Genomic DNA, 16,511 nt, shown 5'->3' with positions numbered 1-16,511 from the left:
AAATACTTGTTTAAAATATTAAATGCTTTATTATGATCTTGACTGAGCCTATCTATAGTAGCCTTTAAATCATCTATATTTGAATTATATGATAAATACCATCGATCGTAAGTTTCTTTGCTAATATCATTTCTTATCCACTTTTCCTCTAATGCAAATAGTTTTTCTTGTTCTGCTTCAAGTAATTGCTTTTTAGAGATAACATTCTTCGCATTTACAGATATTTCCTGTTCAATAGATTTTTGTGAACCAATACGAATGTCTTTAATCTTATTATCAGAAAGACTCATTAATTCCCACGCACCTAAGAGCTGGTTATGTGATTTTATTGCGCTTATGTTGTTATGACCTGAAAATCGACACTTATAGTAATAAAAATAATTGCCAAGCTTACCTCTTGATGGTGCTCCTGTAAGTGGATTTCCACAATGGCATCTTAAAAGCCCCCTTAAGGGTAATGAATCGTCAATGTCTGTTCTATGAATTACAGGTTTCTTCAATTTACTCTGAACTAGTCGCCAGGTAACTCCATCAATTATTGGTTCATGCAGGCCAGGAAATAATCCACCTTGATATTCCTTAAAAGGAATTGCATAAATCAAACCCGCATAAACTGGATTTGATAAGACTTTAGCCATAGCCACATTTCCTTTACGATCGTAGCCCATCTCTCGTGCCAATTCCTGAATTTTTTTTAGAGGAACATCTCTAAGGAAAGAATCAAAAATAAATAATACAATCTTAGCCTCTTCCTCAAAAACAACTATTTTACGATCCTTATTCTCACCCACTTTCCTATATCCAAATGGCGCTACTCTTGACACGTATCGACCTTCTTTCTTTGCAGTATAAAGTCCACCCCGAACCTTTATACTGCGATTGATGTTATCTTCTTCAGCTAGCAAAAGTTGTAAACCTGCTCTAAAAAAACTACCTGGTGTATCGTAATCAAATGTTATTCCTTCAGTTACACTTACAATTTGAATACCGTATGATTTCTGAAGGTCCTTAACCATACTAAGTGCTTCGCCAGCGATACGGCTAAATCTATCAAACTGATCTACTACTAAATAATCAACTCGTTTATGGTGTTTAACAATAAATTCCTTAAGCTTAATAAAATCTGGCCGATCAAAGTTTGTAGCAGTTTTCCCCCTATCAATAAAGGAATCAACAAGCTCAACATTATTATTTTTCAACCATTGGTTAGTATAAATTTCTTGTCTTTCGATAGAACCATTACTTTGGCCAACATTACTAAACCTTAAATACCTAATTGCCTTTTTCATAAAACTCTGTTAATGTCAATGTTACAATCATTTTAATTATTAAATCTACCAACTTCCTTTCTTTTTCATCTCTTATTTCTTCATCGAAACTTGGTTCTAAGGCATTCTTTTTTATCTCATCTTCCATCACACACCCTCCTTTTTAAACCACAAAAGCCTTTAAAAGGCTTTAGCATACATTTTTAAAAATTAAATTATTTTATTTTGCTTGAATAAATTTTACTTTTTAATCTTGAACTTTAAATGCTGTTGAGCAAATAGACCTTACTTCCTTTATTTCGCTTAAATGATGGCTCATACACTAAATAACCAAAATCGTTCAAATCTTTAATACTCTTATGGTATGTTGCACTTGCAGATATCTTTGCAATAGGCATAATTTCATGGCTGAATACATACATTGGATTATTTGATCCATGCTCTTTCCAATATTGCAATAACGCCGCAAAAACCCCGATATGTGTTACACTTATACGGGGGTCTGTTTTAATTGCAGCAAAGAAACAAGATAATGGCTGTAAATTTTCCATCATAAGAGATAATAGATGTCCGCTAACTAGCGGACATCTTAGTTTTCTTTTTTGTATTTCTAACAACTTTCAATCTCGGCTCTTTCTGGCTTGTCTTTGTATCAGAAGAAACATTAGGCGATTCTGTTTGCTTATTTCTCATTTCTTCCTTAACCACGCTTTCAGTGGCTCTAATTGAAATGGCATCCTTCAGCGTGATTTTTTTATGATGCTCATTATAAACAGTAAATGACTTTTGTCCTGGGTTAGCTTCAATATAATAAGTCTCTTCTACCCCATTCTTCAAAAATGTAACCTGCGCTCTATTACCATTAAGAATGTCATTTTCTAGTCTTGATAGAAGTGCACGGGTTTTATCTTTCAAAGGAAGAGCCGAAAGTTCTTTCATATAGTCAAAATCCAGAGGAAATTCCTTTGTCCGAAAATTGCCAGATACATCCTTGTCTGTAAAATCAAGCATGGTCATACTGGATTGTTTTTCTCCATCCATGGAATACGAATGAGCAACAGCTCTACCATTTAATTGGTTATAAGCTTTCACCGCTGTATAAGGCTTGTTATCATCCCATTTATACTGCTGAGATAAAGCTTCCTTACCATCCTTGCTATCCAAAATAATTTTAAATCCAAGAAATTGTAAATTGCCTTCTTCATCTTTTTTAAAATCAGCCTTATAACTGGTTTTTTCACCTGGTTTGAAGTAGATGGCTGCAGAAACAGAAAACTCATCATTACCTTGCTTTATCTGCCCTTCCAATTCACTGATGCAGCTACCTAAACCAGCTTGAATAAGCTGTTTTTTAACATCTTTAAGGGAGGCTTCATTATTGCCGGGAAAAGATTCTGAAAAAGGAACTGGCGCTGAAAACACTTTAGGTTTAGAAAATACATCGAAAACCTTTTTCAAAAATCTAACTGTACTACTTGGGTATAAAGCCCGTTCTAATTTTACTTTTTGTTCGCCTAAGAAGCGCGCAGCAAGACGGTCATTAGGATCTGGAGAATTTATATACTTAGCATGTACAAATTCATAATATTCGAGCTTTTCTAATTTGAACGCTCTACTCTCTAATGCTTTTGGATACTTTTTAAATGTTTCTTTAAACCATTCCTCTCTTTTATCCCACTCCGCCTGTTCAACCTCCACATGATTGATTGGTTTATCATTTTTCATATAAATACTTATTGATTGATTATAAAACTAAAATCTGCATTAGATCCCTTTACCTTTCCGTCTACTTTTATTAGTTTTTTTTGCAGTTGTATCTACCTGTTTATTATTTTTTTTTGACTCTTCATTGGTAATTTTATTATCCGTTTTAACTTCCTCGCCATTATGAATACCAAGGCGGTTCATACCAGAATCATATATCGCAATAGTTTTAGCCACAGCATCTAGTGCAAGAAAATGTTTTACCTCTTCCCCACCGACTAATAATAACACAGATTGGATATTACCTTTTTCCAACGATTCAATAAGCACACTTTTATTATCATTTTTGTCAAGATCTTTAATTGGGATAGAATCTATCTTACTTTCAAAATCAAAATCCGGCAGCTTTACAATTTTAAAATCACCATTTGTAAGTTTATCATTAAAATCGACTTTAATATGAGCCTTATAGTAGGATTTTACCTGATTTTGTTCTTTAATGAATTCTTTTAGCGGGTATCTACCCTGCATCGCATTAAAAGCTTCTTTCTTACTAATTGTGCTGTTAACTTTTTTCTCTAAAGGTTTTCCGTTAATCACTTCTGTCTCGCCATCAATTTTTATTTCCATGGCCTGCCAGTTCTGAACTCTGAAATTTTGAGTTAAAGGCTCTTTTCCTGACTCCATTAGCGTAAAATCATATGAATTAAAGAAAACCATATTAGAGTCTCCCTTGCCTCTTATAAAATTCAGATTCGTAAACGTATCGATACCATTAATTTTCTCACTATGAGCTACTGAAAATGAATTTTTCTCAGCATTCAAAGAAGCTATTCCCTCTCCAATTTCAAACCTGTGTGTGTCCCCAAACCCTGTATAAAATACTTGCGTATTTAGGTACTCTTGATTTTTGACATTGATTTCCATAATAAATTAGTTTTTATTGTTAAAAAATTATTTAATGCGCTATTACTAGAGCGATTTTGCCTGGATTATCTTATTATTAGCAATGTTAAGTTCCAAATGCCTGCCCCCTCCTTTCTCCATTAGCTGGATTGTCAAATATTTTTTATCAGGAATAGTCAGTTTTTTAATGACATAGACGTAATTCTGTTCAGCGTTTCCTTTTATAGTCTTGTTGGAGTTATTAATATATAAAGGCATCATTTCCTGCTCCTGAATTGCAGTACGCTTTGATTTCTTTTCGTCACGGACAAAAAATCGTAACTGATCAATGTCATACTGCACATTAGTTCTGTTTTTAATGTGCAGCTTATAATACATAAGATTGCCATTAACAAAAATTCCATCAAGACCAAACTGAAGCCCGTACTTCCGTTCCTTAATTCTTATGGATTCGCTTTTACTCATGGAAACTTTCTCTGAATTCTTTTGAACGCTGGCTTCATTTAAGCTGTTTTCTTCCGAAAAAGTGACCAAAGGCTTTTCCTTTACCTGGTATTTATGATTGATCACACTTAGTTCATTAGAATATCCAATGACAAAAGAGTAAAACTGACCATCAGTCGTAACCACTGATACATTCGTTAGTGGAAAATCTTTCTTGTTGGCTTTAAGGAGTAAAATATTATCAACTCCCTTAAACTGTTGAACCGTAATTGCGGTGCTTACCCATTGTGCCCGTTTAACTGGGAAAGGAAAAATTAAATTAACAGCCATGTTTTCATTTACAGCAACATAGTTTGGCTGCATATTTAAAACTTCTGTTGCTGCAACTTGCGCAAACACAGAAAAATGAAGTAATAAACTAAATAACCCTACTATCACCCCTACACTAATCTTTTTCATTTTTAGTTTTTTTTAGATTTATACTTATTTTATTGATCCTAATTACTATTTCATATTATGGTCTCTCAAAATGACCTGATAGCCTGATTTGACAGTTACACTTATTAACTTCACCTTTTTACTGACCAGTGTTTTAACAGCTTCAACTCCTGTACTTGCAACCTGTGTCATTAGTGAAGCATCGAAATTAGAAACGCCAAGGTTTTGAATGGCCTGGTCAGCGGACTGTTTACTCACATCCCTGCTAATAGTACCTGGAATATAAAGGCCAGGTAAGCCATCCAGATCATACACAGTTAGCTGTACCGGAAATATAGCTCCTGGACTTTGGATGCTTTTAATTTCTATATTTAAACGATCTCCATTCAGCACAGCCAGGCCATACAGGTAGTTATTTTTTTGAATTAGGATCCCGTTGATGTAGACATCACTCGTTAGGCGGATCTTAACTGTCGATCCACTAACAATTGATTGGCTTTCATCAAATACCCCAGTTATCATGCTTATACTATTCCCATTTATAAGTGTATCATTTAATCCAAAAAAGGTGTTTACTGTGCCGGCCTGTGGTTGACCATACTGATTTATATTATTCAAAAACAAACTAACCGGGTTAAAAATTCCGGTTGCAGAAACAGGAAAGACTTGCCCTTTTCTTAACTCAGATGTTTGTTTTATTTTTTCCTGTACACGATCAGGATGTTGTATATCTAATATTTTCTCCAGCATATCATTCAGCTGGCGAACTTCAGGGTCATCTCCATCTTTTTGGCCCATCATTTTCATCATGCTTTCAAGTCTGTCAATATCAGCGCTGTTAACAGTTGCAGTACTTAATGGAAGGGCAGGATCTGCTTTCTTTGGTTCAGATATAGCATTAGTATTCAGTGCATGGTTCAACTGAGCTAACTTCTCATAAACTTTTTTTTCACGATGTTCATTATTGCTACCATCAAAAGGTGAGGTTTTAAGATTACCTGTATTCCCCATACTTGGGAAGGAAGCAGATAAGGTAGTCGCGGAAGAATCAGAATTTGATTTAAAATAGGGATCTGATCTTGTGAGTGCCTTATATTTATCGGAATCTGATTTTGCTTTATCATAATAGCTCATTTTATCCAGCATATCACCTTTTTTAAAATGTGCATCTGGAAGATTCATATTAAAAGCAGCTTTCTTCTTATCCATCCCATCAGTTTCAGTTGATTTCCGCCCGCCCAATGCCCAGGTAAACAATAACAGAATTGGCACTATAATAATTGGGATGACCAGGAAAAATTGGCGCTTCCTGAGAAATTTTTCAGTTTTTAATGTTGGTTCCATAGTTTTAATTTTAATTAATTATTCAGTTTAATATCTTCAATCATTGATGCTTATTACCTACTGGTTTCTTTTTGCTGTTGCTTATATATATGTTCAATTTCATCCATGCTATCCAATAGCCCAGCTCGTTCATGTATTATTTTCTCATATTCAATTTTACCACCGGGGCTGAATTTTATACTGTCTAGATATTTCCTGAAATTCTGAACGGCCAGATAATCCCTTTTCGTAACCACAATGATGTTCCTATTCACCTCTGCCATTGTTTTATTGATAAATGGAAAGTGTTTTACCGAGGTAATGGATAATTGATATTTCCCAGCCAGGGAATTTAAAATCAGATATAAACTACATCCAGATCCAACTAATAAAAACAGACCGAGCAGAACCAATTTTGTCCTGCGTGAAAGAAGCTCACTCCTATGCTGAAGGTAAACCGCCAGCTTACGCAGCTGTGCCACAAATTGTTCTGCAACCTTTTCTATACTTTTTCTTGTAAAAGAATGATTTCGCTTCTCTTCACTGTTACCTATATTAGTTTCTTCAGCCATGATATTTAATGGTTTTCAATTTTTAGATCCTTGTTTTCTATCGTATTCCACCGCTCAATTAAAAATCCATGAGGGTTATTATCACTCCTAACCTGTTCCCGAACGTATCCTTCTGTTACCAGACTTCTAATCACAGTGCTTGTCGTTCTTACAATCTTTAGTGTGGCATAGCACTTGAAATAGTAGGGAAGCTTGTCTATATTAACTTTTATACTGTCTACTGTTATCCTCTGGCTGATATTCCCGGAAATGATATTGGAATAATAACCGTTCTCCTGCAAGTTGTCATATTCAATTTTTGCTGAATTATCAGCTAAATAGAGTGCTTTCTTTATATTAGATAGAATGACACTTTCATCAGGTGCCAGCGTAAAAAATAACAGATGAAAACTGGCAATATGGTCTTTAACTTCAACCGGAAGATTTGCAACCCTATCTGATACCTCAACTGGAATAACCTTTCCATTATTAATAAGTAATACCCTATTTTCTGCCTGCTCTATCCGTTTGTCTGATCTATAGGTGTAGAAACAGAACATAACAACATTGGCAAGAATCAGTATTATGTTGAAAATTTTGATATGCTTAAAGGCCGTATCTATATTTTGTAATTGCTTAAACATGATAATTATATTGCTCCCGCATATAAATGCGGTGATGAGAATTAAACTATTATTTAGATTTTCCGGATAGTCTTTCATTTAAGAATGACCCAACATGGCCAGACACACGGCCAACATGACCATGAGTGCCACTTCCGCGTGCAGCACCAGAATAACCCAGATTGAAGTTTTCCCTTGCATTTTTAATGTTGCTAAAGGTTTGCCCGGCTCTGCCAGCAACCATACCAGCAGAACTATTGACAGTACTCGACATCATGCTGGTTACTTTTTGCAGCATACCGCCCGCTCCGCCAGCATTTACGATATAACCAGCAACCGTTGGAACAGTAAAATATCCTATAATTCCTATAATGAGAAAGACCAGATAAGCCATGTCCGTAGCACTGAAAAAGGTACTGCCTTGATTCTGAATTTGCCCAATATCGAGTTTGAGCATGTTTTCCTGAATAGTACCTATAATTGCTCCAAAAATATTAGCAACAGGTAACCATAAATAAACATTGATATACCTCGATAACCACGCAATTAAAGAATTTTGCAATCCATCAAATACTGCAAATCCAAAAACAAGCGGTCCCAAAATACCAAGAATGATCAATTGAAATATCCTTAAAGTATTGATACAAAGCGCTGCGGCCTGATACAGTACATTTAACACCTCACTCATCCATTTTTTAACAGAATTTTCGAAATTATAAGCAACCTTTGACATTGCAAACTTGATATCATTTCCAATTCCAGCTAAAAAGCCTTCATTTGAAGGGTCATCGTCATCATGGGTATACTTGTACCACTCGTCACGATTACCCTCACCCGAATTTCCAACATACATTTGCCATTCTGGTGTAGACTTAATGGCTTCTGCTTTCCTTTTCAACAGCACCTCAATTGCTTTATTAGAATCAGTCACCATTAGACTGGTCACCATAACTGTAGGTTTTAAAATTCCATTTATAGTCGCCAATACCAAGGGAAAAAACATGATACAGAATCCCAATACGAAAGGTCTGAATAAAGGATAGAAGTCTATTGGCTCTGCATTGGCAATATGGCGCCAAACTCTTGTTCCTATATAAAAAACAGCAGCAAACCCTGCAATTCCTTGTCCAACCCCGATGAGCTGACTACATCGGGGTATCATATCATCATAAAGTCTATCCAGTACTGCCTGTAATCCTCCGATCTGTTCGCCCACCCCCTGGGCATGACTAAACTGAGGCAATAACACCCACACTGCTGCAACAATTGCAGCTCCAACCCACTTTGCCATCTTATTATTATTTAATTGTTTATACCATGTAAACCGCTAATAGTTACCGCATCATTTCTTTCTTTTGCACGCTGCAGCGATAATAAATAGGTTTCTTTATTGAAATTTTGAAGGAAAGAAACTTTATCCTGCATGTCAGTATATATCTTATCAATAGCTTCCAGCCGCTCATCATCAGACATCCTGAGCTTATTCGCTGTAACAACTGTCGTCAGGTTATCTATATTATTTAAGGACTGATCAAATAATTTTGTATAAACACGCCCGATATATGCGAGCTCATCATCATTGAAATTTTTATCTAACCTGAACCGTTTTAATGCGGTCTTATAATCCTTGACAATACGTATTTGAAGATTGATGATATCGCTTACCCGTCTATATTTTTTCACCGCCGGACTCACGGCCATTAATCCATCTAAAAATGTCTTATGGAGACTAAAATTGCCTTTCGATATGTCTTTAACCACATTATAGCCACCGTTTAAAATATCATATCCCTTTTTCATATCAGTAAGGATTTGCTTAAACTGAGTTAGTTTTTCGACATTTAATAGTAACTGCTCAACTTCGGTACTTTGTGCTGAAGTCTTATTTAAGCTTCCTAAAATCAAAAAGGCAATAATTGCTAAGAATATCCTTTTCATGTTTATGATTTTTAATTCAATAAAGTTTACCAATTGAGTAAGCGTCATTTTTCGATTTCAATCTTAAATTGATCAATACCAATGTTTGATTTGTAAAATCCTGGGAAAACACTGATTTGCGCTGCATTTCATAAAACAATTTATCGATGCGGTCTAATCTTTCACCATCAGTCATTCCCATTTTCCCTGTAGTGGTCAAATCAATCAGTTCATCTGTAGCTCTGGAACAATCTTCCAATAACTTCTCAAAAACGGCAGAGAGATAATTAATTTCACTGATACTCATTATATCACTTTTCCTGACCACACGAAATAGCCGCTTATAGTTAGAAATAACCTGGATCTGGAGTAAGATGATATCAGCAACCCTTGCATAATTCTTAATCTTTGGGTTTACAGATTTTAAGGCTGAAAAATAACCGCTGTGCAAATTGAGTTCTCCCTTTTTCAAGTCCCCAACCAGTGTTAATCCATTTTTAGCAATGGAATATCCTTTTTTAGCATATCCGATATAAATTTGCAATGCTGCAATTTGCTGGATCAGATACTTCTTTTGAGTTTTCTTTTGTGAGAACCATTCTGAAAATGTCTGGGCATTTGTGCTGATTGATAAAAAGCAGGAAATCGCAATCAAGATGAAATATTTCATATAACTGATTTTAATTTGATTATACTTTGAAATGGCCTATTCCGCCAGCCCATATAGTTTTTTAACTACCAAAACATCATTTCCAGTCCTTGCCCGCTGCAGACTAAGCATAATATTTTGCTGATTAAATCTCGTGAGGTCATTGTAATTGTCGTCTACCTGATCCGCAGCACTATTGATGATCTCTAACCGCTTTGCATCCGACATTTGTGTTTGAAAGGAATTTACAACTAGAAAGATCTGGTCTATATTTTTAAGGCTCTCATCAAGAATACCGGAGTAAACCTTACCTATGTATTCCAATTCCTGCGGAGAAAAATTAGGATCTTTTTTGGTTAACTGCCAGGCCCGCTGATACGCTTGTACCAGCCTAACTTGTTTATCTGAAATATCCCTGATCCTTTTATAATAGGAAATCAGCATTTTCACTTTGTACAATTCATCGTAATAGTCCTTGTAAAGACTTTTCTGACGATTTGCCCAATCTGAAATCTCATCCAGTTTTAATTTAGACATGGTATTTTCCAACGTCTTTTGCGCATTTTGAAGCCAGATTGTATTGTTCTGCAAACGCTGAACTTGCAGATCCACTGCTTTGATAACTTTCTTGACACCTGCCTTTATGATCTCTAAATAAGCCAATTGAGCATTAGCCTTTTCCGCAGATATATTAGTCGCGGTAAAAATTACAAATAATAATATCATCACCTTTTTCATCACATCCCCCCTTTCTCAATCCCTGTTAGATACTTCTCATTCAACTTTAACATAGCCATGCTTATCAAGCAACGCCTCGTTTTCGTCAGGAAAAAACGTAAAGGTCCTGGTACCCCCAACTTCAATGAGCTGCCTTCTGCTAGTATCATAAATCGCCAGCCATTCATCCGGCTGCTTAGTGTAAACCATTTGTTCATTATGAATCACAAGCTTGGATTTTACGATGGATACCTCGTACGCTTCCGCGATCTCATTATAAATTTTAATGGTAATGACTTCAACATGCTCACATTCTGCATCTTTCCATTCCCGGCGAAACCTTCCGGTCATAAATGAAAATATTGCTGCCTCCTGAAAACTTTGCCTTGAAAGCATTATAAAAGAGAACCTTACCTTTTTCACAAATCTTTTCCAACTCATCTCTTTATTTTTTAATTATAATTCTGTTTTACTAATGCAGAAATAGCCAGCTCTATACTACCAAGCTGTTTCGCTAATTCAAGGACCTTAAACCGCTCCTTACCTTCAGTCGTGAAAGCAAAATACTCTTGCGGACAAAGTTCATTTCTATATACCTGCTGAACCTGACCACCCAGGTCAATGAAAATATCACGGTCATCTTTGTTCACCGACAAAAGAATGGTTTTGGCCTTTTCAGATAAACCTAAAGTGTCCTGTATCTTGTCAAATTTGTTTATGAACTTTTTCATATCCATAAGAATTTTGATATCAGCATTGTTAATAATCGCATCTTTAATAATTGGGCTGCTGATCAAATCATCCAGTTCCTGCGTGATCACAATAGGGACTCCATTGAACTTACGTATCGTTTTAAAAGCATATTTTAAAAATGCGGCCATTCCACTTTTAGCAATAGCCGACCATGCTTCATCGATTGCCAGCACTTTTCTTATTCCTTTGAGCTTCCTCATCTTACTGATGAACATTTCCATAACTAAGATTGTAGTCACTGGAAACAAAATTGGATGGTCTTTTATATTATCCAGCTCCACCACTACGAATGGCTGATTTAAGATATCCAGGTTCTCTGTAGCATTAAGTAGGTAATCAAATTCGCCACCTTCATAATATGGACGCAGCACATATAAAAAATTGTCTACATCAAAATCGCGATCTTTAACTTTATGCTCCTTTAATATATTGACATAATCATCTTCCAGATATTTATAGAATGAATTGAAACATGGAAAAATATCCTTATTGATAGCGAGATGTGCATAATATCCACTAAGTGCATTGGAAAGTGCTACATACTCAGATCTGTTAAAACTTTCATTCTCCTGCTTCCAAAGGGCAACCAGCAATGATTTAAGACTTTCCTTTTTCTCTGTATCCAAGACTTGTCCATCAGGAATATAGAAAGGATTAAAACGGATCGGATTACTCTCTTCATAGGTAAAGTAATAACCTCCTACCAGCTCACATAAGCCCTTATAACTTCCTCCAATATCTACAGTTAAGCAATGCGCACCCTGAATAAACAGAGAATGCAAAATATGATTGATCGTCATTGATTTTCCACCACCACTTGTTCCGCAGCACAAAACTCCCATATTACTTGTTACACCTGAATTTCTTGGTGCATCAAAAAGATCAAGATATACTGGTCTTGAAGATAGCCGGTCACAGAACCTAATTCCTTCATCAGGTAACGCAGATTTTGGAGCGCCTTCGTTGTTAATGAAACAGCTTGCCTGTTCTAAGAATGTATCATAGCAATCATTAATTGGAAAATCTGACTCATTCCCTGGTATTCCGGCCCAAAAAATCTGTGCAGCTCCAGCAGTTTCTTCTTTAGCAACAGCATCCATCTGCGCAAGTGCAGATCCAACATGATTTTTAATGTCCTTAAGCTTTTCACTATCCTGTGTCCAAACCAATAAATTGCTGTGCGCTTTGACTGGCAAACGTTGTTCGGAGATCGCTTCATTTAAAAAATCATTTACACCATCTCTTGATATTGAATTTTCACGACTATATGCAGAGAGCGATTGCAATCTTAATCTTTTGCTCTCCAAAGATTTTATAGTTACCTGCGGATCTTCGATAAATATGTATTGATTATAAATATGATCAAATGGAAGCAGGTGATTTAATGAACTGGCAAATCCCAATGAAAATTTTGTGTTGTCATTACTAAATTTGTCATAATTGATCCTGCTCCCGCACAATCCCGGCAAATCAGCTACGTCACCAAGTGTATAAAGTTGGCAATTGCGATCCCCAATTTTAATTTTATCCCCAAACTGGATATCCCTGATTATGAATTCTTCTGGACTATCATTTAAATAGCAATACTTTTCTATTAAACCAACAAACCTGCCGTCACTGGCCAATTCTCCATCAGATAACCTACGTAACTTTAATAGACCTGTATCCTCTAAAATTCTTTTGAATTGGCCGCAACTATCTAAAAAATGCTGGAGCATATCCGGTTTAATGGTTTGATCTGGCACAATACTTTTTCTTAACAGGTTAGAAAACAGAGATGTGCTTAATTTCCGTCCATCTGGTTTTTTAGTCAGGTAAATGAAACACTGATGATCCATGTACTTCCTGCCAGCAAAATAATTGTCTGCAGAATCAGTTAAAAAACTCCGGGATTTTTTATTAATCGGTTTATAAACCGCGGCAGTGTACCAATCTTGCTTATGAAAAACTGAAAATTTTGGCAATAATCTGATCGCCTTAATCCACGATTGGTGAAGCAGCTCATACTCCTGATCACTAAGCGTAAAAATCTCTGGCAATTCTATTTTATAGACAACCGTAATATCGCCTTGCTTACTGAGGATGCAATCCCGTTCTACACCAAAAATTGGTAAAATATCCTTCAACTCCTTTTCCATCTTCTTTTTTATTTACCCACTTATAACTAACTGATTGTAATTACATTAATTCAGCCCCCTCTTATATTTTTTACTATGCTGTTTTTTCGGAACAATGATTTGACTTATTGCCCGAAGACGAATATCTTCCCGAACAGCTTTTTCTATGATCTTAGGTATCTGACTCTCTGCCACAGGACTAATTTTTGCACTATAGTCTTCAATGATCGGATATTTTCTAAGTATGCTCCTCATATCTAATCCATGATTAAGCGCAACGCCTACAGGGTCTAGCTTTATCATATTCGGCAGTTCAAAAGCCACAATATTTTCTGGAAACTTTTTATTTATGTCAAATTCAACTTTAACACCACAATGACCGTTTAAATCATAAAGTCCTATATTTTGGCCGTTATCTGACTTTAATAAATTACCCATATTTATTTCCAGGCCTGACCCGAAATCTACCGGATGAAGCACACCTGTTTTTGGCTCTAAAGAATACATATCACCAGCGATATTTATTTGAGGTAAGAATTCATTATTACGCCGCCTTTGATAGGCTTTTTGATCAACTAAAAGACTGAAATCTGCTTTTCCACCTAATTCTTCAACCGGGATTTTACATCTAATTGCCATTCCTTCTGGATCAAGCTCAACCATTTGTGGAATACGAAGCATAACATGATTTTCGTCGTAACTATATACATCCATGAATAACTTTAAATGGATACTATCATACCCAAAATCAAAATTTTGATTCAGTTGCCTGTCCGGGACATCTTTTAATTTTCCAATATTACATGTGTCGCTGTCATAAAAGAATTTATAATATATACCCTTATCTTCCATATCATTAAATGAAATGATATTATCAGGTTTTTCAGCTTGTATTAGCCTGCTGTTCATTACGTCAATAACAAACTCCGTGTTTCCTATTTTTAGTTTAGGCAATTCTCTATCCATGATCACTTATCCCTTATATTCCTCTACCTTTTTTCTTTTTATTGGTGCTTACCTTAATGGTGTTTTTATAATTTTTATCAAAATTCTGCCATAAGTTCTTTTGGATAATATCTACAAGCGGTGTTTCACGCCATGGTATAACAGTAGCCCTCAAATCCTTCTGAGGTGGATATTTGCGTAAAACTTCTTTTAAATCAAAACCATGTCTTCTTGCCCAACCTACAGGGTCTAAAATCCATTGATGAGGAACATGAAGTAAATACAAATCCTTGGGGAACTTGGTAATTGTTTGTAGATTTAATTCTGCAATAGCATGTTTTTTAGGATCATACACAAAGCCTAACTCCCGGTCATTAATTTCTTCCATATCATCAAAATAAATTCCCATTGTCCGGAAATCGTCTTTTGGCCGCAATGAGCCTAGTCGTTCATCAACAAAGAAAGGATGATCCATGAGCTTAATTATTGGAAGTGCTCCGCCCAATCTCAACTTAACTAACTCCTCATCTACAATAATTTCGTAATCGGTTTTTAGGTTCATGTCTGCTACAAGATAATTGTAGTGCATAGCCATTGTAACTGGGTCAAAATGCCGCATTTGAGGGACTGTAATATATATACTTGGATATACAGTGTCAATGGAGATATTTTTATCAACAGGATCATAATAAAATGAATATGATTCTCCATTATCAATCATCTCATGAAATCCAATGATATTCGCTGGATTTGCACATTCCCTCATTTCCCTTGCTATAACATCAACCTGGAACTGTGTTCCTTCGATCTCATATACTGGTAATTTCATCTCCACTTTATCTCCTTTCTTTTTACCCGGCCTTCTAATTACATGATCACAACTACTAATTGTGCGAAATTTGCTATTGCTACCTTCTCAGTCATGCCATCAAATTCACTATAACCTATTCCCCTTATTCTTTTTCTTTACCTTTTTTGTAGTTTTATTTTTTTCAGAGGTTCGATTTGAAATCCACTTATCACTAACGATTAACCTTTCCCTATTTTTAAGCACCAGCGCTTTAAAGAAATATAGCTCAGATAATGGAGTGAGCTGAGCTGTCATTGATTTTTGTATTGGAAATTTAACCAGGGTATCTTTTACATGCAGCCCAAGCTTTTCAATCATCCCATAAGGATCAAGTCTGAGTTGATTTGGGATTTTAGCCATAAAAACACCTGCTGAAAATTCAACCATATTTCGGTCGTAATGAACTATTTCTCTTTTTACAGGATTATATAAAAACGTATAATGCATTTCATCTTCGCTTAGATAAACATCAGGGCCAATCATCAAGTTGCCTCCAATTTTATCCTTTGGAAGAAGCGCATTTAGTTTTATATCATATATAAAATCTGAACCTGCAATTGATATTTCCGGTAACTTGCCATTGATACGCTGATTTAAAAGATCCTGGTCCACCATTACATCATAATCAGTTCTACCTTTCAATGCTTCGACAGTGACGCCATATTTCCTTGCCATGGCTACTGGATTCAATATCACTTTATGAGGAATAGGAACATCTACAATTTGCCCGGGATTAACTTTACTATTGTCCCCATCTACTGGTGATAACCTATTATATTTTAGGAGGTAATGTGTATCAGTGTAATGCATGTTTTTAAATGAGAGTCCAATTTCAGGGTCTTCAACAAGCAATAACATATCCCGGTCAACGTCCACTAAATAACTTACACCAAGAATTTCATAATCTGTCAGAAGGGTCATAATTCTCTCCGTTTAAACTGGATACTATTATTTTCTTTTTTCCCAGGTTTTAACGTTCTAAATGTTTTTCTGCTATAAATCTTGACTACTTTAGGTATGCTACGCCGTGCAATTTTTTTCATCAGTCCATGTTCACCATATTTATTACTAAGCCCGTAAATCTTCATAGTCATCATCGTTCCCAAAACACCTATTATTCCCAGGCATAAATAAGAGTTTATGCCAATGACATACATGATTGCAAACCCAATAAGCAAGGCGGCGGCACCAGCACCAAAATACCAGATATATTGAGCCTTTAACCCTTTAAATTCTATACTCTTATTGACACCCTTATTAATTTCATAGACGCTATTTGTCATAATCTTTAAATTTTATTTTACTA

Annotated in this window: 18 protein-coding genes and 1 pseudogene; all 19 read right to left on the bottom strand. The window is 35.6% G+C overall.

Translation table 11 applies throughout. The annotated features are described in order from the left end of the window. Window positions 1-551: 551 nt before the first annotated feature. A pseudogene (locus AB3G38_RS02970) lies at window positions 552-1,289 on the bottom strand (recombinase family protein); the annotation flags it as partial. Then, window positions 1,273-1,416, bottom strand: coding sequence for a hypothetical protein (locus AB3G38_RS02965; RefSeq protein WP_367867014.1), 144 nt, complete (start codon window positions 1,414-1,416; stop codon window positions 1,273-1,275). The pseudogene AB3G38_RS02970 and the gene AB3G38_RS02965, both read right to left, overlap by 17 nt. Window positions 1,417-1,528: 112 nt before the next feature. Continuing rightward, window positions 1,529-1,822 (bottom strand): hypothetical protein, encoded by a 294-nt coding sequence (locus tag AB3G38_RS02960; RefSeq protein WP_367867013.1) that lies wholly within the window; start codon window positions 1,820-1,822, stop codon window positions 1,529-1,531. 19 nt (window positions 1,823-1,841) lie between these two features. Then, window positions 1,842-2,993 (bottom strand): hypothetical protein, encoded by a 1,152-nt coding sequence (locus tag AB3G38_RS02955; protein ID WP_367867012.1) that lies wholly within the window; start codon window positions 2,991-2,993, stop codon window positions 1,842-1,844. A gap of 39 nt (window positions 2,994-3,032) precedes the next feature. Further along, window positions 3,033-3,899: a hypothetical protein gene (locus AB3G38_RS02950; RefSeq protein WP_367867011.1), complete on the bottom strand. Its 867-nt coding sequence runs from the start codon at window positions 3,897-3,899 to the stop codon at window positions 3,033-3,035. Window positions 3,900-3,944: 45 nt separating this feature from the next. Further along, window positions 3,945-4,781 carry a conjugative transposon protein TraN gene (gene traN, locus AB3G38_RS02945; RefSeq protein WP_367867010.1) on the bottom strand — a complete coding sequence of 279 codons (837 nt, stop codon included), beginning with the start codon at window positions 4,779-4,781 and terminating at the stop codon, window positions 3,945-3,947. Between the two features lie 45 nt (window positions 4,782-4,826). Continuing rightward, complete coding sequence (traM, locus tag AB3G38_RS02940) at window positions 4,827-6,104, bottom strand: conjugative transposon protein TraM (RefSeq protein WP_367867009.1); 1,278 nt, start codon at window positions 6,102-6,104, stop codon at window positions 4,827-4,829. Window positions 6,105-6,157: 53 nt separating this feature from the next. Beyond that, on the bottom strand, window positions 6,158-6,655 hold the full coding sequence (locus AB3G38_RS02935) for a hypothetical protein (RefSeq protein ID WP_367867008.1): 498 nt from the start codon (window positions 6,653-6,655) through the stop codon (window positions 6,158-6,160). A gap of 5 nt (window positions 6,656-6,660) precedes the next feature. After that, entirely contained in the window at window positions 6,661-7,278 is a 618-nt protein-coding gene (traK, locus tag AB3G38_RS02930; protein WP_367867007.1) for a conjugative transposon protein TraK, read from the bottom strand. Between the two features lie 49 nt (window positions 7,279-7,327). Further along, a complete protein-coding gene (gene traJ, locus AB3G38_RS02925; RefSeq protein ID WP_367867006.1) occupies window positions 7,328-8,548 on the bottom strand; it encodes a conjugative transposon protein TraJ in 1,221 nt (406 codons plus the stop codon). An 11-nt stretch (window positions 8,549-8,559) separates the two neighbouring features. Then, window positions 8,560-9,195, bottom strand: coding sequence for a TerB family tellurite resistance protein (locus AB3G38_RS02920; protein WP_367867005.1), 636 nt, complete (start codon window positions 9,193-9,195; stop codon window positions 8,560-8,562). A 16-nt stretch (window positions 9,196-9,211) separates the two neighbouring features. Next, window positions 9,212-9,844, bottom strand: a complete 633-nt coding sequence (locus AB3G38_RS02915; RefSeq protein WP_367867004.1) for a hypothetical protein — start codon at window positions 9,842-9,844, stop codon at window positions 9,212-9,214. Between the two features lie 36 nt (window positions 9,845-9,880). Next, complete coding sequence (locus AB3G38_RS02910) at window positions 9,881-10,549, bottom strand: conjugal transfer protein TraI (RefSeq protein WP_367867003.1); 669 nt, start codon at window positions 10,547-10,549, stop codon at window positions 9,881-9,883. Window positions 10,550-10,597: 48 nt separating this feature from the next. Further along, window positions 10,598-10,981, bottom strand: a complete 384-nt coding sequence (locus AB3G38_RS02905; RefSeq protein WP_367867002.1) for a hypothetical protein — start codon at window positions 10,979-10,981, stop codon at window positions 10,598-10,600. Window positions 10,982-10,992: 11 nt separating this feature from the next. After that, the gene (locus AB3G38_RS02900; RefSeq protein ID WP_367867001.1) at window positions 10,993-13,431 is read right to left on the bottom strand and encodes a TraG family conjugative transposon ATPase; all 2,439 of its coding nucleotides are present in this window, start codon (window positions 13,429-13,431) and stop codon (window positions 10,993-10,995) included. A 45-nt stretch (window positions 13,432-13,476) separates the two neighbouring features. Then, a complete protein-coding gene (locus AB3G38_RS02895; protein ID WP_367867000.1) occupies window positions 13,477-14,376 on the bottom strand; it encodes a hypothetical protein in 900 nt (299 codons plus the stop codon). A gap of 13 nt (window positions 14,377-14,389) precedes the next feature. Then, on the bottom strand, window positions 14,390-15,184 hold the full coding sequence (locus AB3G38_RS02890; protein WP_367866999.1) for a hypothetical protein: 795 nt from the start codon (window positions 15,182-15,184) through the stop codon (window positions 14,390-14,392). 108 nt (window positions 15,185-15,292) lie between these two features. Then, on the bottom strand, window positions 15,293-16,126 hold the full coding sequence (locus tag AB3G38_RS02885) for a hypothetical protein (RefSeq protein WP_367866998.1): 834 nt from the start codon (window positions 16,124-16,126) through the stop codon (window positions 15,293-15,295). Further along, complete coding sequence (locus AB3G38_RS02880; RefSeq protein ID WP_367866997.1) at window positions 16,123-16,488, bottom strand: DUF4133 domain-containing protein; 366 nt, start codon at window positions 16,486-16,488, stop codon at window positions 16,123-16,125. The genes AB3G38_RS02885 and AB3G38_RS02880 overlap by 4 nt, the downstream gene beginning before the upstream one ends. Between the last annotated feature and the right edge of the window lie 23 nt (window positions 16,489-16,511).

This window comes from Pedobacter sp. WC2423, from assembly GCF_040822065.1.
Lineage (GTDB): Bacteria > Bacteroidota > Bacteroidia > Sphingobacteriales > Sphingobacteriaceae > Pedobacter.
This window is presented reverse-complemented; position numbering and strand designations above follow the sequence as displayed.